Here is a 20,000-nt window from a genome sequence, read left to right as displayed (position 1 = left end):
TGAGAGCTACGAGCCCAGGTACTCTATCACAACCGTGTGCCCAGTCCCATAGGGATAGGGCGCGGACCCGCCTTCCCAGATTGGGCCGGCGAGGTAGTCCAGCGTGTCGAGGTTCAGGCCTGCACCTTTGGTCGACTCGACTCCGTCCACCAGCAACACCACGCGGTGCGTAGAGTCGTTCCTCAGACCGAAGATGTCGGTCTGGTTGAACTCAATAGGGTGGCTGGTGCCGTTGAAGGAGAAGCTCCCGTAGGTCTCCCTCCATATTGTGAAGAAGTCTCCTAGAGTGTAGTTTCTCAGCAAAGGCGACTCGATGTGAATTATGCCGTCGGTGGCATGAGTGTGGAGGGGTTCGAAGCAGCCTGTCTTTATGCCGACTCCTGCGGGTATGGTAAGGTTCTGCCCTCCGACTTGGATTCTTAGGTATGGATGGACGTGCATGAAGGTCCCCTCGGTGGAGTTGCACGGGAATGTGAAGTTGTTCTGAAGCGCAGGGGCGATGACAAAGTAGAGCCCGATTCCCCCGACTAGGCCTATGGCGACTATCGAGATCGCGACCCGGTGGTCGTTTCGACGCCTGAGGGTGCGGCGCTTTCCGCTTCCAGCGCTTTGGGCCTTGGCTTCCTGTGCGGGGGCTGGACTGGCCTGGGAGTCTCCGTGCTTGTCCTTCTTGTGCTGGCCAAGCGCGACCTCGGTGTTGAACTCGCGTCCGCAGACATCGCAGAGGGGCAAGACAAGGGTGCACCGGACCTTGTCATTATGAATCTTGCCGTCTATGCTTCGAGATTTCCAGGGCGCCTCAGCAGTCCCCAAATACCACTGGAGGGGTGGCAACGGCAGTGAAGTCCGTGGTTCTCAAGGCGAAGGGGTCCAAAGGGGGAGCGGGTCCTGTGCTCGTCGACCTCCCCTCGCCTGAGTTGGGGGAGGGTGACCTTCTGGTCGACTTGAAAGCCTGCGGGATCTGCGGAACTGACATCGAGAAGGCGAAGGGGCAGTACACTGCATCCGCTCCGGTGCTTGGGCATGAGGCAGTCGGGATTGTAGCAGAGGTGGGGGACAGGGTGAGTGCATTCAAGAGGGGCGACCGGGTCTTCCCGCACCACCATGCGCCCTGCGGAGAGTGCGCCCTGTGCCTGGGCCAGAGCCAAACGATGTGCGCCGACTACAGGAAGAGCAACCTCGACCCTGGAGGCTTCTCGGAGTCTTTCAGGGTGCCGCAGTGGAACGTAGAGAGAGGAGCGGTCCTGAAGCTTCCGGATTCGATCTCGTTCGAGCTGGCGAGCTTGACCGAGCCTCTTGCGTGCTGCATAAGGGCGATGGACCGGGCGGGGGCTCGGTCAGGCGGGAAGGCTTTGGTTGTCGGGGCAGGTCCCGTCGGGCTGGCAAACGCGTTGGTCCTTCGGTCGAGGGGGTTCGACGTCTGGCTCAGCGACGTGAACAAGCTGCGGGTCGAGTTCGCCAAGTCTCTCGGCCTCGGGAGGGTCTTCGATGCGAGCTCTGAGGACGTGCCGGGTCAGGTAAGGAGCGGCGGGGAAGGGGTGGACCTCGCGGTCATCGCATCAGGCTCCCCCAAGGCGGTGTCACAGGGAGTCAGGTCTGTGCGGAAGGGGGGGAGGGTCTCACTCTTCGGAGTCCCGGTCGAGGGCTCGCGCTTCGAACAGAGCCTGAGCGATCTCTACAACTCTGAGATTTCCGTGATTCCCAGCTACGGCGCGACTGAGGTCGAGACCGCAGAGGCGCTCAAGATCCTGGAAGGGGACAGGCTGGGATTGGGCCGCCTGATCACGCACAGGTTCGGCCTGGGAGAATTCGCGCAGGCGATGGGCGTGGCGGAGCGAGGGGAAGGCTGCAAAGTGGTGGTAGTACCTTGACCAGGGCGCCCAGTCAGGGTTAAGAATCGGCTGTCCTGCGCGGGCCCGAGGAATCGGTCTCATGGATTGGGGGATGGGCAACAGGCTGTCAAGGCTCATGGGAACGGGGAAGACGGTCATGCTCGCGGTCGACCACGGGTACTTCCAGGGGCCGACCACTGGACTCGAGAACCCGAGGGCGGCCATCGGCCCCCTTATCGAGCACGCTGACTCGCTGATGCTTACGCGGGGCGTCCTCAGGACGTCTGTGGGTCAGGGGATCTCCAAGCCCATCGTGCTCAGGATTACCGGGGGGACGAGCATTCTCAAGGAGCTCTCCAACGAGGGGGTCACGACTTGTATGGACGAGGCCGTGCGCCTCAATGCATCAGCAGTGGCCGTTTCGGTCTTCGTGGGATCGGAGCACGAACGCCAGTCTCTGATGAATCTCTCGAGCGCCGTCGATGAAGGAGAGGCCCGAGGAATGCCGGTCCTAGCCGTTACTGCGGTCGGGAGGGAGATGAACAGAGATGCGAGGTACCTGGGACTCGCCTGCAGGATAGCGGCGGAGATCGGGGCGCGGGTTGTCAAGACATACTACTGTGAGGACTTCCAGAAAGTCGTTGACTCTTGCCCGGTCCCAGTGGTCATCGCTGGAGGGAAGAAGGTGCCCGAGATGGAGGCTCTCGAGCTTGCATCCAAGGCGGTCAGCGCAGGCGCCTCGGGTGTGGACATGGGAAGGAACATCTTCCAATCGGCAGACCCGGTCGGAATGATCAAGGCCGTAGGAGCCGTTGTTCATGACCGCGCCAGCGTCCAGAGCGCACTTGAGATGGTCAGGCTGACCGCGGCAAAGTCTTAGCTAACTTAGATGGTCCCGGCGAACAGGGCAGAGGCTCCGTTGCTCAAACGGAGGGAGCCCTCGAAGCTTGTCCCAGCAGGAAGCGACAGGTCCGAAATCCTGCAGGTTACCCGTTGAGCCATGTTCTGTGGCGCCAGGGTGGTAGAGCCAGAAGTCACCCCGTGTTGAGTGACCTCTGATTGGGAGCTTCCGTACATTATCGCACAGTCCGTGACGGCGACACTTACGGTCCCTGTGTTCAGAACCATCATGTCGCACATCAAGGTGCCATTGTCATTGGCACATGTGACGCTTGAAACGCTAACTAGAGCTGAGCCGCAGAATCCGACACAATAGAGGACTGCGGTCGTTTGGACTGTGAGGAAGAAGACCACGAGAGCGATGCAGCAGAACAGGAAAAGTATTGGACCGGTCAGTTTCGCCGTGATCACGCGAACTCCCCAAACACCCTGGACTGCCACCCTATTGAGATTGTAGGCTCACTGACGCAATTCGCCTTCCTCGGCCTAATTCGAATAGGTTCGAACGGCCTGGCTCACCAATAAAAAAGGGCCAGTCAAGGCTTTGTCGTGGACGCGAAGTTTTCTTCGGCCTTAGTCCTGTATGCCAGCGCCTTGTACCTGGTCTTTGGGTTCGTCTCGGTGGGAGCAATAGCGACCTTGACCTCTTCGAGCTATTACACACTTGGTCAGTTGTCGACCTCTCTCTGGACGGAGGTCGTATTGGCCTTGATCATTGGATTCCTCGCTCTTGTGTCTGGCATACTGGTTGGTTCAAGAAGTTCCAAGCGCGTTCAGTTGGGTTGCATTCTCGCGTTCATGAGCTCGACGGGGGGAGTGTTGAACGCGATGGCTTTGATGTCAACGAACTTCGGCTACTCGGGGATACTTGTTTCGTTCCTCCCTGTGGGAGCGGTAGCGCTCTTCTTTGTCGGGTATCCCCTAGCGCTTGCGGGATCGATTTCGTCTCTGGTTGCCATCAGCAATTCCGACAACTCAACTCTTGCTCAAAGCTAGCCTTCGGACAGCCTGAGCCTCCATTATCGGGGGAGGCCCGATACGTCTTCGCAGTCTAGGAGGGCCCCACAATTGTTGCACCTGTACTTGCAGACCTGTATCTCTACCATGTCTTCCCCGCAGGCGTAACACTTCTCCTTGATCAATTCAACGATTCCCGGTCACGGATGGATTTGAATCATTCATCGTTAGAATGGTTTTAAGCCGCACACCGGGGTCGCGGTTCGATTGTCTGAGCCTGGACCTGAGCCAGAACCGAAGCTCAAGCTCACGCGCCGAAGTCCCTTCGCGAAGTCGCTCAAGCTCTGCCCGAGGTGCCTGCGTCCCCTGACCGGGAGGAGCAGACTGGGCGGATGGCTCATCCCCCAGGGCTATGTCTGCTCAAACTGCGGCTACACAGGCTCGGTCTTTGTCGAGGGCTCGTCGTTGAAGAGCCCCGTGGAGTCGCAGACCAGTGACTGAGACATCTCCTCCGCGGTCTGGTGCGGCGCTACTCGTCGGGGGCGCCTTCATGGTTCTCCTTGGACTGACACTGGCCTTAACCCTCGCTTCCATCCCCGCGGGGGTCTACACAGTCTTCTTCACCCAACTCTCTCACAATTCTACCGCCTCGACCACTGGGCAGCCCTTCCTCTGGCTGGGGCCCACCGCGGTCCTTCTTCCATTCCTGACCAGCTATGGAGCGGCCTTCGCCTTCGCCACTGCAATCTACGTCATGATGCTGGCGCTCGCCTCGAAGCAAGGCAAAGGGATCCTCCCCGCCATCAAGGCAGGTCTCAGACTCAGGTTCGAAGAGTTCTTCTCGAACAGGCTGCTGCTTGTAGTTATTTCGATAGGCTTCCTGATCTTCACCGCATCGGTGATAGATGCGGTGGTCGAAGCCGCCGGCGGTTCTATCGGGAACCCTCTCGCTGGCGGCGACCCTCTGAAGGAGCTTGTCCAGCTCACGATCGCCCCCTTGAGAGAGGAGCTGGGGTTCAGGGTGGTCATAATCGGTCTGGTCGCTTTCGTATTATCTCTGGGAAGGCCGTTGAAGGACGCAGCCAAGGCGCTCTGGCGCCCCTCGGCAGCCTACGAGGGCGCCGCCGTGGGCGGTGTCGCCTTCGCCTTGATCTGGGCGACTACCGGGGCAGGGGCGGTCCTCTTTGGGGCCTGTCACGTCGGGCTCTTCTGCGGAGGAGGATGGGACTTTTGGAAGCTGCCCGAGGCAGCTTACGGCGGACTTGTCCTGGGTGTGCTTTACGTCAGGTACGGGTTTCATGTCGCAGTCCTGGCGCACTGGGGGGTCGATTATCTGGCGAGCGCATACGCATTCCTTGGCCAGGGGCTCTACGGGATCGACTGGACTTCGGTCCCTGGATTCTCCTTGCAGGACCTCACAGCCTTCGACCTCGTGGGTGCTTTCGGTACCGCCTCCTTCCTGGCAGTCGCCTACGTCGGCCTCTTGAAGCTCGGAAGGAGTTACTCGGGGCGTAGGAGGGCCGCCTCGTTGGGTTCAAATTCACCGCTGGAGCCAGCGTCGGAGGGAGCGACTTGACAGTACTGGGCCAGTCGGTGCTGAAGGAGATGGTGTCGAAGTACAAGTCCATCAACCCGAGCGAGGACGCCGCCTACGACGGGGACGGATATGTGCTGACGGTGAGGGAGGACAGGACCCTGAACTATTTGGAGCACAGGAACATGATATCGAGGGAGATTGTCTTCACTCCACCCGACTGCGTCGCCCATCTGACGTCGAAGAGCAAGTTCGGTCGCTTGGGCCTTTCCTTCCTCAACTCCGTCAAGGTTCACAGCGGGTTCGTAGGGCGCCTCGCCCTGGAGCTGGTCAATCTGAGCAACGAAAGGGCTCCCATCACCATCAGGCAGGGAGACCCCCTCATCCACATCGAGTTCCTCCGAAGGGAAGGAGCGCCGGCGCCTTATTCCGGGAAGTACATGTTCCAGTTCATGACCGAGGAAGAGTCTGAGGTCTACGTCGAGATTCTCTCCAGGAACTTTCCGACCCTGTTCCCCAGAGAGAAACTGGAATCAGTCAGAAAGGAACGATTAGTCCGCGAGGAGTGATCAGATACCGAGGGCCGAGCGCAGGCCCTTGTACCTGTTCCTTATCGTCACTTCTGTGACACCTGCCGCTTCGGCAACGTCCTTCTGAGTCTTGTCCTCCCCTTCAAGCGTGCAAGCGACGTAGAGGGCGGCAGCCGCCAGACCCATGGGGTCCTTGCCGGCGGATATCCTAGTCTCCTCCGCACGCTTCAGAATCTCGAGGGCCCTGCGCTTGGTCTTCTCGGACAGGCCTGCCTTGGATGCGATCCTAGAGATGCACTTGGACGGGTCCACCACGGGCATCTTGATGTCCATCTCCTTCAGCAGGAGCCTGTAGCAGCGGGCGATGTCCTTCTTCTTGACGTTGCTGACTGCCGCCAAGTCCTTCAGGGTGCGCGGGGTCTGGGTGTCCCTGCAGGCGGCGTAGAGGGAGGCTGCAATGATGGCAGAAATCGAGCGGCCTCTGACAAGGCCCCTTTCCAGTGCCTTCCTGTAGATGTACGCAGCCTTCTCGACTACAGCGTCGGAGACCGATAGCTTGTCTGAGAGGCGGTCCAGCTCGCTGAAAGCCTGCCTGAGGTTCCTATCTACCGGCTCATGGACTTGGCTGCGCGAGTCCCATGTTCTCAGCCTCTCGACGGTTGCCTTCATGGAAGCGGAGAGGGACTTTCCGGAGGCGTCCTTGTTTATCCCACCGATTACTGTAGCAAGACCCATGTCGTGCATCGCTATGGATGTCGGAATCCCGCCTCTGCTCCTGTCGTCCTTCTCCTCCTTGGAGAAAGCCCTCCACTCGGGCCCGGTTTCCTCTATCTTCTCCTTCACCACGAACCCGCAACTCCCGCAGAAGAGTTCCCCTCCGGCAGTATCGACGATCATCGGCCCCTTCCCGCATCTAGGGCACTTGTCGAGAGCCTTCTGGAGTTTCATCAATCTGGACATGTCTTTGTCTGAGAACAAGGATACCACTAGCGAAATGCTTACAAGACAGCGTTTGACGGCCCCATATTTATGCGTTATGTCGTGAATGAAGTTATTGCAAGGTCGATACAAATAATCGGATAGATGAATAAAAGATTTGCATGAACATATACAGAACATGTAAAGGAAGTGGTCTAGCAGGGGGGCATAGGTTGTCGAATTCGCAGTCTTTTCCGAGGGCGCTCCCCCTGATCTTCGACCTCTATCGGGACTCAGCGATAGGCGTGGTTGGATGTTGGTCGAGAGGCCTCCAAAGGGACTCGTGCGAGCTTGACGTCTTGGTGGCGGGCGACTCGAGGAAGCCCCCGGCGACGGTGAACCTGAAGGGCACCGTGGTGGACCTGATCTTCGTCGACGAAAAGGAAGTCCTTTCTCCCCGCGACCCGGAGAAGTCTGTCGCCATCGCGTTGATGAAGCCGGTCAAGGACTCTTCTCTAATCTTCTCGACAGCAATGGCTGCCCAAGGAGCAGTCCTTGCCGATTCGATGAAGAAAAGCGCAAGCTTCAGGCTGGGCCTTGCGCTAAAGGCGTTGGGCAGGGCCGAAGAGGCCCTAGAGGGGGGGCGGCCGCCAGAGGCGGACTTCTGGGCTCAGGCATGCGCGTTCGACTTTGCGCGGGCGTTCCTGTACACGAAGGAGACAATGCCCGCGCCCAGCCATCTCTTTTCGCAGATGAAGGGCCGCTCGGTCGGGGCGGCGAAATCGTTCGAGGCATTTGTCAAGGGCGCGTCCCTTGGCGCTGCGTCACGGGAAGCTTGCAGGATGAGGCTAGAGGGCGTGGGTGTCTTGTACGATGGTCAACTGTCCTCTGCCACTCGTGCTGAGGGTCCTGGCTGGGGGGAAGAGCGCCTAGAAACTGTCAAGACGAAAGTCGAACAACTCTCCAGGTCAAAGGAGCACTCGGAGTCCTTCTCATTTCTGGGTCAAGAGATGGTCGCCGCCATGAGCTCCATGGGCCTCCCCTTGGGCGAGACCTTGGTGGCAGATCTGGGACTGACGAGGACTAGAGACGCAGTAGAGAGGACTATTCCTCTCCTGAAGTCTCAGGTCTCTGCGCTGGCACGGAGACTGTAAGGAATAACGTTCCCGTCACCACCTTGAACGCACGATGACTACGCCCGTCACGGCTAGCCCGAGTACGTTGTTTACGAGGGGGACCCCTTGGACGGCAAGGAAAGATACTTGATTGACGACGTGCGACAGGAGCTCGTCGGTGTCGAAAGCAAGGATGCAGAGGAAGAAGACGAACGCAAAGCTGGAGACCACGAGAGAGACCCTCCTGAAGGCGACCGGGACCGGGACTCTGTTCGACTCTGAGATGGTGAGGAGCACGAATGCGAGGCTGAGAGAAACCACCGCGATCAGCCCTGCGACTCCGAAGTCGTACCTGGACAAGAGGGGAATGTAGTACCACCTGCGGAAGAAGAGAAGAGCCGCCTCACCTGCGTAGATGGTCCACACTGATAGTGCCGCTATGCCAAAACAAAAGGCACCCAGCTCAGCGACCCGTGGCAGGCGAACCTCGAGCCTCCGTATCCGTACCCGGCCCCAAGCGAGGTAGAGGACAGTGCCGAGCAGCGCTGACTCAGCGACCTCTAGCCCCAAGGTCCCCCACCAATTCTGAGTGATCCTCCCGAGCCAGAGGCCCCGGATCCAATATGCGGTGCCTGTTGCACCGGCCAAGGAAAGGCCGACCGCGAGGAGCCTCCGCCCGAAGACTGCAATCGCGACTACACCCGCGATTGCGCAGCACACCGAGATGGCTTCGAGTTCTGACTTCGCGAGTACTGCCGAGTTGTAAGCGGGCCATGCCGCGAGCACTCGGTTTACGCAGGAGTTGTCGCCGTATTGGCAGGCCTCCAGCTTTGGAAACACGGGCACGATCGTCGAGGCCAAGAAGGCGGGGACCGTCGCGCCCAGTATCAGGGCTCCCAAGAGGAATCCCTTTGGCCTCAAACTGACTCTTCCCCCGTAGCTCTTCGAGATATTTCAAGAAGACTCAACGCCTTGAGCATGAGCGATTCGTTAAACACTTAAAATCGATTAGTCAAACGACTAACTAGCTTGGAACGAAGAGGCGGGGACGCCCTGGCGAAGATCGCAGGGGACGTCGTGTCCAGCCCCGACCCGGGTAAAGCCATGAAAGCATGGAGGGAGAAGCTCGGCATCCGACAGGTTTTGCTCGCTCGGACACTGAAGATCTCCCCTTCAGTCCTTAGCGACTACGAAAGCGGCAGGAGGCCTTCACCCGGTGTGCAGTTCGTGAAGAAGTACGTACAGGCGCTCGTTAGGCTCGACGAGGCGGAGGGGAGGGTCGTCGCGAAGCTGGTCTCGAGCGAGAAAGACGAAGCGATCCTCGCGATCGGGGAGTTCCAGACCCCGGTCGAGGCGTCCAAGATCCTCCAGGCCGTTCAGGCAAAGGTCCTCGTGGGGGACGAGAAGTCGGTGAGGCTCTACGGGTACACCGTAGTCGACAGCATCAAGACCATCTACGCGCTTTCGGGCTACGACTTCTACAGGATCTTCGGTGCTACGACGGAGAGGGCGATAGTCTTCACAAAGGTAGGAATGGGGAGGAGCCCGCTGGTGGCGATCAGGGTCTCACAGCTGAAGCCGAGGGTAGTCGTGATACACGGGCCGAGTGACGTGGATCCGTTGGCCGTAGACTTGGCTCGGAGGGAGGGCATAGTCCTCGCGCTGTCGGGTTCGGTCTCCGAGGAGGTCATGATATCCTCGCTAAGGAAGGTCGCGGACTCCGCTCAGTCTTAAATACGAAACCCGAAGAAGCTGAGGTCGAAAATGGGCACTGAAAGCTCAGCTTCAATGATGCCTGACAAAGAATGGCTCAAAGAGATAGGAAGGCGCCGAGTCTCTGGCTTCTTCTGGGTCTTCTTCGGGGTCGCGATCTCTCAAACACTCTCGACTGAATCCGACGAATTCAGCCATGTCCTAGACAACTACATCGGGATTGCACTGGTCGTGGTCGCAGTCGCGGTCTTGCTCCTGTGGTGGAAGAAGACGTCCACGAAGGACCTCAAGATGGTGAACAACATCATGGCGGTCCTCGCTGTGATATTGATCATCACCGCTATTGTGACGTTGGCGGGGATGACTGGAGAGACCACCTCAGAAGACCTCGGCGACGACTATCCGACGCTGTTCTTCGGCATCTTCCTGCTGATCAACAGGTTCGTCTAAGGGTCAGAGCAGAGATAGAATCAACTGGGAGGTCCTATCGCCGCCTTCGAAGCGTCGGGGCACCTCCCTCCTCCCTAATTTCATGGAAATCAGCTCGGACAGCCTGTAGAGGTCGGAGTGTCGGTAGCCGAGCGCAGCTGCATTCCTCTCCTGTTCGGCGTGGTTCTTTATCGGGATCGAGATAATTGGAGTCCCGGCGGAGGCAGCTTCGTCGATTGTGCTCTTTCCGGCGGTCGAGACCACCAGGTCGGCGGCGGCGATAAGATTCTGATTGTCGGAGACGAGCCCCAAGTCGAAGACCCCTGTGCGCGAAGCTAGAGTGCCCCTGTTCCCGGAGACCGCGAGGAACCAGCCATTCAGCCGACCAGTTCCGAGCGTCTCGACGAGCCTGTTGAGGAGGAAGTCCCCAATCCCGCTGCCGCTCATGCTGCAGAGGACCATCCTCTCCTTCGGGAACCCGTGCTCTGCGAAGAGCTCCTCCTTGGTCTCCGTGACTTCCCTGACGATTGGCCCTACGAACCTGAGGTTGCCCGCGTCCTCACCTTCCTCCGGGACGATAAGTAAGTCGCACTTTTCCTGAAATGACTTGTACCATCTGTACACCCTGGACTCGACTGCGCGGGCTAGTCCCGTTCTTGCGAATCCCAGTTCGAGTTCGTCCGAGATGAAAGCGTGCTTGAGTCCAGACTCGACCGCGATTGAGACCCCGGAGAACTCTTCGTCGCCGACGACAAGATCGGGTCTCTTCTCGGCCAGGAGCTTCCGTGCGTGCCTGGTAGTCCTCTTGAGCCCTCTCCACGAGCGAAGGTACCAAAGAGAAGTCCGCTTCATTTCACCGCCGACCACTTCGGGGCCCGCATCTGAGACTATGTCGTGGCAGACGAACCCCCTCGACCTGAGAAAGGAAACCGCGTGCCCGCCCGAGAAGAACTCCAAGTCGATGCCCGCCTCAACCAGCTTCCTCCCGACCACCTCTGACCTGGTGGCGTGCCCGAGCCCGATGGGGCTCACGCCGTACAGTACCTTCGTCAACAGGCTAGGCTTCTCCCACATGAGTATAAAGCGCGAAGGCAGAGGAGCCTCTGCAACCCGCCAGTCAACGGGACCCTGGAAGGGTTTTTACGTTCAAGCGGGGCGCGAGCCCGATTTTGCTTACTCTCGTGGGTTACGTGGTCGAGTTGTTCATCGTCCTGGCAGTCGCTTCCGCCGCTGTCCTGTTCGATACCATTGATGCGAGGGGCTTTCTGGCGTCGGTCGCGGTGGGATTGGCGATAATCTACGGGGGCGGGATCAGATGGTTCATCGTCGTTGCCGTCTTCTTCATCCTGGGAGTAGTCTTCACACTCTACAGGTATGGCTACAAGAAGGCCCTGGGCGGCGCGCAGGACAAGGGAGGCGCAAGGAACTGGCCCAACATAATCGCGAACGGTGGGGTCTCTTCCGTAATCGCGGCAGCGAGCTTCTTCTCTTCATCTCCTCTCCTTGCAGTACTCTTCTTGGGCGCTGTCTCAGGCTCGGCAGCTGACACTGCCGCGACCGAGGTAGGCCTGCTCAGCAGGATGGCGCCGCGCCTGATCACTGACCCGATGAAGACCGTCAGGCCCGGGACGTCCGGAGGGGTCTCGCCGCTCGGTTTCCTTGGCGCGGGATTCGCGGCTGGAGTGATCGGCACGATAGCCCTAGCTCTGGGAGTCGGGCCGGGGGGCTGGCTGGTCGTCTTCGTGTGCTTCCTTTCGGGCCTTGTGGGAGCGGTCTTCGACAGCATCCTCGGAGCTGCCGTTCAGAGGACTGGATTCTGCAGAGTCTGCCTGAAGCCGTCGGAGGCTCTCAGGCACTGCGGTGAGCCGACCCGCATGAACGCCGGTTCAAGATTCATAGAGAACAATGTAGTCAATCTTGCGGCAACGGGGGTCGGAGCACTGGCTGCCGTCGCCGCATTCTCTCTGCTCAGCGTCGCCTAGGGAATTTGCACAGCTTCGCCATCTTTTCAGGCAGGTCGGCCACCCCTACCCTCTCTTGCGCCCGGGTGTCGCGATCCCTGAGCGTGACCGTCTGGTCCTTCATCGTGTCGTAGTCTACGGTTAGGCAGAAGGGGACGCCCGCCTCGTCGGCCCTGGCGTACCGTCTGCCGATTGAGCCTGAATCGTCGTAAAAGACGTCGAGAGACTCCTTGAGCTCCTCAAAGATCTCCATGGCCCTCCCGTCGAGTCCGTCCTTGTTGACGAGCGGGAAGATGCCTGCCTTGAGCGGGGCCAGGTACGGCTTCAACGAAAGAGACTTCCGGTCCCCCGTCGTCTTCAAGGAGGTCTCTAGCATCGCGTAGACGGTCCTGTCGACCCCCAGCGAAAGCTCGAAGACGTGGGGAAGGACCTTCTCGCCCGCGTCGTCGACCGTGAAGTCGGAGCCGCTCACCTTCGAGTGCCGCCCGAGGTCGTAGTCACCCCGGTAGTTGCACGCCACGAGCTCGACCCACCCCACGGACAGCTTCGCCTCGAGGTCGTACCCCGCGGCCGAGTAGAAGGCCCTGTCCTTCGCCGACAGCATCCGGAACCTCAGGAGTTCCCGGCCTATGCCCGTGGCCTCGAAGAGCCGCAGAAGGAGGGCAAGATAGTGGCCGACCAGCGGATTCGGCAGGATGCCCGACTTGAGCCCCTCCGTTGTGGTCTGCGCAGAAGTCCTCCCCTCTGCGTCCATGAAGGGCAAGACCTCCTCTCTCGTTGACTCGAAGCGGCGCGCGTCCGGCCTCCCGGGGTTGAAGAAGACCTCGACCTCCGCCTGGTTGAGCTCGCGCATTCGCAGGAGCCCCTGCCTAGGAGCGATCTCGTTCCTGAAGCTCCGCCCGAACTGAGCTACTCCGACTGGGAGCTTCACGCGCTGCGTCTTGAAGAGGAACGGAAAGTCCACGAAGATGCTCTGGCAAGTCTCTGGCCTCAGGTATGCTTCTTCGAGCCCGGGGCCCACGCCGAGCCGAAACATCATGTTGAACCGACTGGTCCCTGCGAGCCGCGAGCCGCACCTTAGGCACTTGACGCCCTTCTCTTCCATCATCGAGTCGTACTCTTGGTCTGAGAGCTTCTCCGGGACCTGTTCCTTCGTCTTCTCTTCGAGGAGCTTGTCGGGCCTGAAGACCGACCCGCACTTCGAGCACTTCACGAAGGGGTCTGTGAAGTTGGTCAGGTGGCCCGATGCCTCGAAGACCTGGCGCGGCAGGATCTGCGACCCGTCTATCTCCAGCATGCCGTCTGCTTTGACTACCATCCTCCTCCAGAGGTCGACGAAGTTGTTCCTGAGCCCTACTCCCAGCGGGCCGTAGTCGAGGAATCCGGCGGGGGAGTTGGGGTAGGAGTCTGCGGACTTGAAGAAGTACCCCTTCTGTTGCGCCAAGCGGGTGACGTCCTCGAATGACATGGGTAGCCCGTCCTTCCGGAGTGGGAATATATGCTATGCGAGCGTCTCAGAGGGCTTCTGCTGAGGCGCTTCTTCCGTAGCCTCGGCCAGCGTCTGTTGCTTCCCGAAGACCCGTGAGGCATAGGCGGAGAGCAAGGGGCCCTGGAGGAGGACCGAGAGGATGACCACCCCGAAGGTCATGTTGACAATCAGGTCCCGCCCGGGCAGTAAAGGGTCCAGCGTGGATACCAAGACTATGGAGAGCGCCCCTCTCATGCCACCGATCATGGCTACGTTCCTCCACGCCCAGGGAAGCCTCGGGCCGATCGCGTGCCAGACTCCTAGTATGGGATACACGGAGGCGAACCTTGCCACTATGACGACCGCATAGGCGATGAGGATTGCCGCTCCGCTCGAGATCAGGCTCAGGATGTTCGTGCTGAGTCCGATGAAGAGGAAGGCGACGGTATTGGCCATGAAGGCGAGGACGCCCCAAAACTGTCTGGTGGCCTCCTCAGTGTCTCTTCTCTCTATCCTGAAGAGGACGGTGTTCCCGTAGAGGAGCCCTGTGACTGCGACCGCGATCAGCCCCGAGACCCCTGCAGCTGTCGCCAGCCCGTAGGCGCCGTAGACGGCGGCCATCGTAAGCACGATCTGGGAGAGTGGGTCCGAAGCCTCGCGCTGGACTTGGCGGGCACCCCACGCCACCCCGAGCCCGATCAACGCGCCGCCTCCCATTACGAAGATGAAGGTGCTGACCGCGCCGAGGAGGATAGGCCCCGAAGCTTCGAGGGACGCTAGGAAGACCGTTAGCAGGACTATCCCTGTCGCGTCGTTGAAGACAGATTCGGTCTCAAGGAGAGTGGCAAGTCTTGCCGGGACGACCGTCCTCCGGAAGACCTCAAGCACGGTGGCGACGTCGGTCGGGGCTATGATGGCTCCGAAGATGAAGGCGCTGTACCACGGCAGGCCCATGAACTTCCATACGATCAGCCCGCCGACTACCGCGGCGACCACGACCCCGACGGTCGCCAGCACGATCGCCGGCCTGGAGACGGCCCTGAATTCTTCGGTCCTGATGCTCATCATGCTCTCGAAGAGCAGTGGCGGGAGCACGAGCCCCACGAAGAGGCCGCCTACTGAGAGTCTCTGGAGTTCCTGTTGGACCCCCTGGAGAGCTGGATCGGCGGAGGTTGTCAGAGCGATTCCGATCAGAACGAGCAGGATGGTGTATGGGGTCCTGGTCTTCCTGGAAACAACGGAGGCAACAAGGCTGATGGCAAGGAATGCGGCGAAGACGAGTTGAAGCGGGACCATCCGACCCCTACCTTGATTGGTTCTTGTCTTTCAACTTTCGGCGGGGTTCTCCGCCTTGGCGCTCCTACGACACGACGAACTTGTAACCGTAGACTATCTGTCCCGAGTCCCCGTCGACGCGGACCCTCCTCACGGTGGCTGAGACCTTGGCGCCGGTCCTGACCTTCTCGGCAGGGGAGTCGACGACCTGGCTGAGGACGCGCGCCCCGTTGGAGAGCCTTACGACCGCGAGGTAGTACGGCGCCTGGGCCTCGAACCCAGGAAGAGGCTCGTGGAGTTGCGTGTACGTGAGGATCTTGCCGGTCTTGGGCATCTCTTTGTCCTTGATCTTTTCGGACCCGCATCCCCTGCATCTGTAGACCGGCGGGAAGAATTCGTCGCCGCAGTTCTGGCACTTCGAGCCGATGAGCCGGTAGTATCGGTCCCTGATCCTCCAGTACTGTATCGTCACCTACGCCGCCCTCCCGAAGACGTGCACCGCGCTCGTAGTATCGACGCCGCCCACGTTCTGCGTCAGGACGTGCTCGGCCCCCTCCACCTGGTTCTTGCCCGCCGAGTCTGTGAGCTGCATGTAGGCCTCCGCAATCTGGTACATGCCGGTGGCTCCGACCGGGTGCCCCCTGGCCTTCAGGCCTCCGAAGGTGTTGATTGGGATCTCCGAGCCCCTGGAGAACTTGCCCGCTTTCGCGTCCTTGGCGCCCATTCCCCTTTTGGAGAACCCCATGGCCTCGAGGGAGAGTGCGCCGACGACCGAGAAGGCGTCGTGGATCTCGAGCGCGTCGATCTTCTTTCTCGGGACTCCTGAGTCCTTGACCGCACCCTCGAACGCAGCGCGCGTCGCGCGGAAGTCGAGCATGTCATCTCTCTCGTACATGCTGAACTCGGCGGTCGAGACCTTCGCTCCCATCACCTCCATCAGGCCCTTCTTGGTACGCGAAGCGCCGCCGTCCCCCACCACGAGGGCTGCCGCAGCCCCGTCCCCGACCGGGGCGCAGTCGAAGAGCCTCAGGGGGTCTGCCACCATGCTGGAGCGGCCCACGACCTCGGGAGAGATCGCCTTCCTGAACTGTGCGTGTTCGGCCGAGACTGCGTTGAGGTGGTCGAGGACCGGGATGGCGCTCAGTTCGTCTCTCGTCACCCCTTCCTTCTCCATGTAATATCTTGCGAGCAGTCCGTTGAGGGAGGCGAAGGTCGCTCCCACGAACTGGGTGTACTCGGCTGACTCTGCCATCGAAAGGGCCTGAGAGACCTCCTCGGGCTCAAGGTCTCGCATCTTCTCCACCCCTACCACAAGGGCCGAGTCGACGGCATGAGAGCGGACCAGGTTGAAGGCTACATTGAAGGCCGTCGCCCCGGAGGAGCACGCAGCCTCGACCTTGTAGGCAGCGACTCCCGAGAGGCCGAGGGCGCTGGCCAGCATCGCACCCAGGTGCTCCTGGCCCGACCCCACTGAGCTGAACATGTTGCCGACGACTATCAGCTGCGGCCTTACCCTTGTCCCGGCAAGGGCCTTCCTGGAAGCCTCGACAGCCAGGTCAAGGATCGACCTCTCCCAGTGGTCGCCCACCCTTGTGAAGCCCACTGAGGACACGTATGCCTTTGACTTTGCCAATCGATCGCCTATTTCTGGAGCTTGTCCCTGAACTTGGAGTAGGTAGAGTAGTCTATCTTGCTGCCCCTGGCCATCATCGACTTGACGGTGGGGTTCAGGCCGCGGGTCCTCGTTATGCCATCCTTGACCTCGATGCAGAAGGCGTCTGAGCCTGCGCCTGACCCGAAGCTCGCCAGAAGGATCTTGTCCCCAGGCTGGGCCTCGTCCAGGACGGCCGCCAGGCCTATGGGAGAGCTTCCTGCATAGGTGTTGCCTATCATGGGGTTCAGGAGCCCGGTCTTGATCTGCTCCATCGAAAAACCGAGCCGCGAGGCTACTTCGACCGGAAAGCGGGGATTGGGCTGGTGGAAGACTGCGTACTTGAAGTCTGACGGCTTGTGTCCAGTCTCCTTGAAGAGCGTCCGCACTGAGCTCTCGATGTGAAAGAAGTATGCCGGCTCTCCCGTGAATCTCGAGAGGTGCCTCGGGTACTTCTCCTGCGCCCTCCTCCAAAAGTCCCCGGTGTCCGAGACGAAGGACGTGCTGCAGTCGATGACCGCGATCGCCCTCTTGTCGTTCTTCCCGATCACGTATGCGGCTCCGCCGCTGGCTGCGGTATACTCCAGGTCGTCCCCCGGTCTGCCCTGAGCGGTGTCCATCCCGATCGCTAGGCCAGAGTCAATCATCCCGGAGCCCACGAGCCCCGTTATCACCTGGATGGCTTCTGTGCCTGCCTTGCAGGCGAACTCGAGGTCCGCTGCGAGGGTGTGGTGTTGTCCGAGCGCCTGGGCGACCATGGTGCTGGTAGGCTTGACTGCGTAGGGTTTGGACTCGGTGCCCACGAAGACGGCCCCCAAGGACTTTGTTCCCGCCATACGGACGGCCTGCCGGGATGCCTCAATCGCCATTGTGACCGTGTCCTCGTCCATCGACGCGACCGTCTTTTCGACGTTGGGCCCCGACCCTCCGCCCTTCCAGACCCTTGCTATCTCGGTCGTCGGGAGCCTGTAGTATGGGATGTAGGCGCCATACCCGTGTATCGCCGCCCTTGTCTTGCTCTGCATCAGGTGCAACTGAGAATCGACTTGGCCGACGGGTTCCGCTACATAAATCATTAGTCAATAAGGGCCGCAGGGGATAGGCAAATGTCGAAGAGTTGAAACTCCCTAGGTTCTCAGTGCGAAACAGACCACCTTTCAGCAGCATAACTCCCATTAGGAAGAGTGCGCCGTTGTCAAATAGGCTCGATGAATCGAAGGCGAAGGTATACTGCGGTGGTATTGTCAGGCCTACTCGTCTTCTTCTTGGTCCCTGTCGTTCCGACAATCGGGCCAACTATCTTGGTCTATTGCGGCCCTGCCGAAGGAAGAGGTTCTGGGCTAGTTTCATTGGCGCTAGCGACTTTGGGCGTGGGCGGGGCCTTCGTCCTCGGGTTCGGCTATCTCTTCCCTTCAGATGGGTGCAGTAGGACGTCGGGCCTCCAGTAGGGGGGCCTCCGCCGGGCCTTTGCCTAGATCGCTTTGATTTGCTTGACTACGGAGGGCCTTGCTTTCCTGAAGACGCGATAGCCGCAGATGCACTTCACCTCAGGCAGCTTCGAGAGCTCTTCCTGGGTGGTGCGGGTTCCGCATCTAACGCATTCGTAGACGGCCGCGCTGAAGACCTTGGCCGGCTGCTCCTTGGGGGGTTCTACTGACAAATCAAGCGTCGCTCCGCCGCCTCGTATTTCTATTTTTCCCGTCTTCCACGAGCAACCTCCTCTTGGAGGGCGTCGAAGGCCGCTTTCACCTCCTCCACAGAGGCCTCGTCTTCGAGGGTGCTGACGTCGCCTACCGTAGCTCCTGAGACCACAGACCGGACAACCCTGCGCATTATCTTCGCGCTCCTTGTCTTCGGCAGCTTGGAAACGAAGATGACCTCCTTGAGGTTTGCGACAGGCCCCACCTTCTCTCGCACCAAGGCGCTGAGCTCCAGCTTGAGGTCCTGCGTCGGGGCCTCGCCGACCTTTAGGATGACGAACCCGACCGGTACTTCGCCGCGGAGGTCGTCCGGGACCCCGACGACAGCCGCTTCGGCGACCGCCGGGTGCTGGACGAGCGCGGACTCGATCTCGTAGGTCCCAAGCCGGTGCCCCGCGACCTTGATGACCTCGTCCGCCCTGCCGAGGACCCAGAGATACCCGTCAGTGTCCTTGACCGCGTAGTCGCCTGCGAAGAACGCCCCAGGGAATCTCGAGAAATAGACTTGCTTGTACCTCGCGGGGTCTTTGTTGATGGTCAGGGGCATGCCCGGCCACGGCTTTCGGATGACAAGAAATCCCCGCTCAAGGGCTTGAGAGGGGTGCCCTTCCTCGTCCACAACCTCGACGTCTATTCCTGGGATTGGGAATCCGTTCGCGCCCGGCTTCATGGGGACCAGGGCCTTTCCGGGGAGAAGGGAGACCATGATGCCCCCGGTCTCCGTCATCCACCAGGTGCTACCGAACGGTACGGAGCCTCTTCCGACCAGCCGGTGGAGCCACCGGAACGCTTCGGGGTTGATCGGTTCGCCGACCGAGTGGAGGATCCTGACGCTAGTGGTGTCGTGCTTCTCGACCCACGACTCCCCGTTCTTCATGAAGGACCTGATGGCGGTCGGGGAGGTGTAGAAGATCGAGACTCCGTGCCCCTCGATTATGGATGCCCACCTGTCCGGCTGTGGGAAGTCGAGGGCTCCTTCGTACATCAAGGTGGTCCCACCCTCCAGCAGAGGGCCGAAGACCACGTATGAGTGGCCGGTTATCCATCCTATGTCTGCGGTGCACCAGTAGATGTCTGACTCCTTGAGGTCGAAGACCCACTTCATCGTGGCGTGCAGCAGCGTGAGGTACCCACCCGTGTCGTGCACCTGACCCTTCGGCCGTCCTGTCGTCCCGGAAGTGTGGAGGATGAATAGAGGGTCTTCCGACTTCATCCTTACTGGCGCGACCACCGAGTTCTGTGGGACTTCAGCGAGTGCGTCTGAATAGAATCGATCTCGCCCTTCCTTCATGGGCACGTCACCTCCCGTCCTCCTGACCACTAGACACCCTTCCACGCCCCTAGCACTCTCGAGAGCCTTGTCGGCGATCTTCTTCAGAGGGATGACTGCCCCTCGTCGCAGGCCCTCGTCCGCGGTGATGAGGACCCGGGCGTCGGAGTCTGTCAGCCTCTCGGAGAGAGACTCCGAGCTGAAGCCCGAGAACACGACAGTGAACCTGGCCCCGAGCCTGGCGGAAGCGAGGATCAGAGTGGGAAATTCGAGGAGCATCGGCATGTAGAACCCGACCGTGTCGCCCCTCCGCACTCCGTAGTTCTCGGCGAGCATCCGTGCCGCCCTGTTGACGTCCACCGACAGCTGGTCGTAGGTCAGAGTCCTGACATCGGGTCGGCCCGAGGGGTCCATCCTCTCGCCCTCCCAGATCAGAGCCGTCCTCTTGCCTCTTCCCAGCTCGATGTTCCGGTCGACGCAGAGGTATGAGGCGTTGAGCTCGCCGCCGCGGAACCACTTGAAGAAGGGGGGGTCGGACGCATCGAGGGCGACGTCCCAGCGCTTGAACCACTCGAGCTCGGCAGCAACGTCTTCCCAGAACTGAGGGCCTCTGAGGAGAGACTCTTGGTGCTCGGTCAGGTATGCTTGAGGGGAAACCGACGCGAACTTGGGGTCTGCTGAGATTCTCTCCTCGAATGGAAGTGCCCAGTTGACCGACAATCTTCCTTCGGCGCTTCGGCGGTCCCA

The 20,000-nt window shown here is 60.2% G+C and carries 21 protein-coding genes; 10 read left to right on the top strand and 11 right to left on the bottom strand.

Features of this window, described 5'->3' with window-relative positions; all coding sequences use genetic code 11:
- Positions 1–6: 6 nt before the first annotated feature.
- Positions 7–732, bottom strand: a complete 726-nt coding sequence (locus HY247_01840) for a C2H2-type zinc finger protein (GenBank protein QQG49077.1) — start codon at positions 730–732, stop codon at positions 7–9.
- Between the two features lie 107 nt (positions 733–839).
- Between HY247_01840 and HY247_01835 the strand changes: the two genes are divergently transcribed.
- The 6 genes from HY247_01835 to HY247_01810 all read left to right on the top strand — a co-directional run bounded on the left by HY247_01835 (position 840) and on the right by HY247_01810 (position 5,792).
- Positions 840–1,871 carry an alcohol dehydrogenase catalytic domain-containing protein gene (locus HY247_01835; protein ID QQG49076.1) on the top strand — a complete coding sequence of 344 codons (1,032 nt, stop codon included), beginning with the start codon at positions 840–842 and terminating at the stop codon, positions 1,869–1,871.
- Positions 1,872–1,932: 61 nt separating this feature from the next.
- Positions 1,933–2,712: a 3-hydroxy-5-phosphonooxypentane-2,4-dione thiolase gene (lsrF, locus tag HY247_01830; protein ID QQG49075.1), complete on the top strand. Its 780-nt coding sequence runs from the start codon at positions 1,933–1,935 to the stop codon at positions 2,710–2,712.
- Positions 2,713–3,281: 569 nt separating this feature from the next.
- Positions 3,282–3,728 (top strand): hypothetical protein, encoded by a 447-nt coding sequence (locus HY247_01825; protein QQG49074.1) that lies wholly within the window; start codon positions 3,282–3,284, stop codon positions 3,726–3,728.
- 228 nt (positions 3,729–3,956) lie between these two features.
- Positions 3,957–4,190, top strand: coding sequence for a hypothetical protein (locus HY247_01820; GenBank protein QQG49073.1), 234 nt, complete (start codon positions 3,957–3,959; stop codon positions 4,188–4,190).
- Positions 4,183–5,265, top strand: a complete 1,083-nt coding sequence (locus HY247_01815; protein QQG49072.1) for a CPBP family intramembrane metalloprotease — start codon at positions 4,183–4,185, stop codon at positions 5,263–5,265. Before HY247_01820 ends, HY247_01815 begins: the two co-directional genes overlap by 8 nt.
- Positions 5,262–5,792 (top strand): hypothetical protein, encoded by a 531-nt coding sequence (locus HY247_01810; protein ID QQG49071.1) that lies wholly within the window; start codon positions 5,262–5,264, stop codon positions 5,790–5,792. Before HY247_01815 ends, HY247_01810 begins: the two co-directional genes overlap by 4 nt.
- On the opposite strand, the gene HY247_01805 is transcribed toward HY247_01810, so the two are convergent.
- The gene (locus HY247_01805; protein QQG49070.1) at positions 5,793–6,701 is read right to left on the bottom strand and encodes a transcription initiation factor IIB; all 909 of its coding nucleotides are present in this window, start codon (positions 6,699–6,701) and stop codon (positions 5,793–5,795) included. It lies immediately after the preceding gene.
- 203 nt (positions 6,702–6,904) lie between these two features.
- Between HY247_01805 and HY247_01800 the strand changes: the two genes are divergently transcribed.
- On the top strand, positions 6,905–7,825 hold the full coding sequence (locus HY247_01800) for a hypothetical protein (protein ID QQG49069.1): 921 nt from the start codon (positions 6,905–6,907) through the stop codon (positions 7,823–7,825).
- Positions 7,826–7,840: 15 nt separating this feature from the next.
- Here the strand turns inward: HY247_01800 and HY247_01795 are convergent, their stop codons facing one another.
- Positions 7,841–8,707 (bottom strand): hypothetical protein, encoded by an 867-nt coding sequence (locus HY247_01795; GenBank protein ID QQG49068.1) that lies wholly within the window; start codon positions 8,705–8,707, stop codon positions 7,841–7,843.
- Positions 8,708–8,890: 183 nt separating this feature from the next.
- Between HY247_01795 and HY247_01790 the strand changes: the two genes are divergently transcribed.
- Together HY247_01790 and HY247_01785 are read left to right on the top strand one after the other, a co-directional pair.
- Positions 8,891–9,520, top strand: coding sequence for a helix-turn-helix domain-containing protein (locus HY247_01790; GenBank protein QQG49525.1), 630 nt, complete (start codon positions 8,891–8,893; stop codon positions 9,518–9,520).
- Positions 9,521–9,550: 30 nt separating this feature from the next.
- Positions 9,551–9,949 (top strand): hypothetical protein, encoded by a 399-nt coding sequence (locus tag HY247_01785; protein QQG49067.1) that lies wholly within the window; start codon positions 9,551–9,553, stop codon positions 9,947–9,949.
- 3 nt (positions 9,950–9,952) lie between these two features.
- Here HY247_01785 and HY247_01780 read toward each other — a convergent pair whose 3' ends face one another.
- Positions 9,953–10,981: a hypothetical protein gene (locus HY247_01780; protein QQG49066.1), complete on the bottom strand. Its 1,029-nt coding sequence runs from the start codon at positions 10,979–10,981 to the stop codon at positions 9,953–9,955.
- A gap of 128 nt (positions 10,982–11,109) precedes the next feature.
- On the opposite strand from HY247_01780, the gene HY247_01775 reads away from it, so the two are divergent.
- Positions 11,110–11,910 (top strand): DUF92 domain-containing protein, encoded by an 801-nt coding sequence (locus tag HY247_01775; GenBank protein ID QQG49065.1) that lies wholly within the window; start codon positions 11,110–11,112, stop codon positions 11,908–11,910.
- On the opposite strand, the gene HY247_01770 is transcribed toward HY247_01775, so the two are convergent.
- From HY247_01770 to acs, 7 genes are all read right to left on the bottom strand, one after another.
- The gene (locus HY247_01770) at positions 11,897–13,357 is read right to left on the bottom strand and encodes a glycine--tRNA ligase (protein QQG49064.1); all 1,461 of its coding nucleotides are present in this window, start codon (positions 13,355–13,357) and stop codon (positions 11,897–11,899) included. The two genes, HY247_01775 and HY247_01770, sit on opposite strands and share 14 nt — an antisense overlap.
- 33 nt (positions 13,358–13,390) lie before the next feature.
- Positions 13,391–14,653, bottom strand: a complete 1,263-nt coding sequence (locus HY247_01765) for a sodium:proton antiporter (protein QQG49063.1) — start codon at positions 14,651–14,653, stop codon at positions 13,391–13,393.
- Between the two features lie 64 nt (positions 14,654–14,717).
- Positions 14,718–15,104, bottom strand: a complete 387-nt coding sequence (locus tag HY247_01760; protein ID QQG49062.1) for a Zn-ribbon domain-containing OB-fold protein — start codon at positions 15,102–15,104, stop codon at positions 14,718–14,720.
- Complete coding sequence (locus HY247_01755; GenBank protein ID QQG49061.1) at positions 15,105–16,265, bottom strand: hypothetical protein; 1,161 nt, start codon at positions 16,263–16,265, stop codon at positions 15,105–15,107.
- 8 nt (positions 16,266–16,273) lie between these two features.
- Positions 16,274–17,308 carry a hydroxymethylglutaryl-CoA synthase gene (locus HY247_01750; GenBank protein QQG49524.1) on the bottom strand — a complete coding sequence of 345 codons (1,035 nt, stop codon included), beginning with the start codon at positions 17,306–17,308 and terminating at the stop codon, positions 16,274–16,276.
- A 446-nt stretch (positions 17,309–17,754) separates the two neighbouring features.
- Positions 17,755–17,943, bottom strand: coding sequence for an RNA polymerase Rbp10 (locus HY247_01745; protein QQG49060.1), 189 nt, complete (start codon positions 17,941–17,943; stop codon positions 17,755–17,757).
- Positions 17,944–17,972: 29 nt separating this feature from the next.
- On the bottom strand, positions 17,973–19,973 hold the full coding sequence (gene acs / locus HY247_01740; protein QQG49059.1) for an acetate--CoA ligase: 2,001 nt from the start codon (positions 19,971–19,973) through the stop codon (positions 17,973–17,975).
- Positions 19,974–20,000 lie beyond the last annotated feature (27 nt).

This window comes from archaeon (assembly GCA_016432545.1).
In the GTDB taxonomy this organism is placed as follows: Archaea; Thermoproteota; Nitrososphaeria; order Nitrososphaerales; family Gagatemarchaeaceae; genus UBA183.
The sequence above is the reverse complement of the archived record's forward strand: the minus strand, read 5'-3'. Positions and strand labels throughout refer to the sequence as shown.